This window comes from Micromonospora sp. B11E3 (assembly GCF_039871625.1).
Lineage (GTDB): Bacteria > Actinomycetota > Actinomycetes > Mycobacteriales > Micromonosporaceae > Micromonospora.
Map to the genome: position 1 here is coordinate 1 of NZ_JBDPMC010000234.1, position 864 is coordinate 864.

General features: G+C 71.5%; 1 pseudogene. It reads right to left on the bottom strand.

Features of this window, described 5'->3' with window-relative positions:
- Positions 1 to 815 (bottom strand): annotated as a pseudogene (locus tag ABGB16_RS33840) (hypothetical protein); the annotation flags it as partial.
- Positions 816 to 864 lie beyond the last annotated feature (49 nt).

Sequence of the window (864 nt, forward strand, 5' to 3'; positions counted from 1 at the left end):
GCGCCGGGGATCAGCACTGCTCCGGTGAGCGGGTCGGGAAGGCCGGTGAAGACGGGCGGCCGGTCGACGAAATGCTTGGTACCTACTTCCGCGGTGCGGACCGTAGACAGCTTCGACGGTTTCTGTACCTGGACGTCCTCCAGTTTGAGCATCGGCCGTTTGCTCGGGGTGCTGGTTCCGGGCGTTGCGCTGGGCGTCTGCGGCCGTTTGCTCGGGGTGTTGGTTTTGGGCGTTGCGCTGGGCGGCTGCGTCCGTTTGCTCGGGGTGTTGGTTCCGGGCGTTGCGCTGGGCGCCTGCGGCCGGTCGCTCGGGACGTTGGTTTCGGACGTTGCGCTGGACACCTGTGGCCGGTGGCTCGGGGCGTCGTTCCCGGACACGAGCGCTACGCCCAGCAGGCCGATGACCGCGACCAGCGCGACGACGAGGCGCGCGTTCGCGAGCCGTGACCACCGCCGCCGCGCCGGGGACGGCACGTCCGCCGGGCGGGGGTCTCCGGTAGGGCCGCTGACCGGCTGTGTCGGCTTGGCCGGCGGCTGCGCCCGGTGCTTCGCGCCGCGCTTCGCCTTGGGGGCCGGCGCGCCCGCGGCTGCGGGCGCGGGCGTGTCCGAACCGGGTGCTGCGTGTCGACTAACAACGCGCTGCTCGCCGCTGTCGCGTTTGGCCGCCTGGCGTGGGGTGCCGGTTTGGAGTGCCGTGGTGGTTGGCGTGTCGGGTGCGGGTCGTCGGGGTGCTGGGATGCCGCGTGCGGTGTGGGTGTCGGAGCTGAGCATGGCGGCGCCGAGTGCGACGGCGTGTTTCGGGTGGGTGTTGGTCATGATCGGTCGCCGTAGTGTGTCGCGTAGTAGCTGGGTGACCAGGGGGATC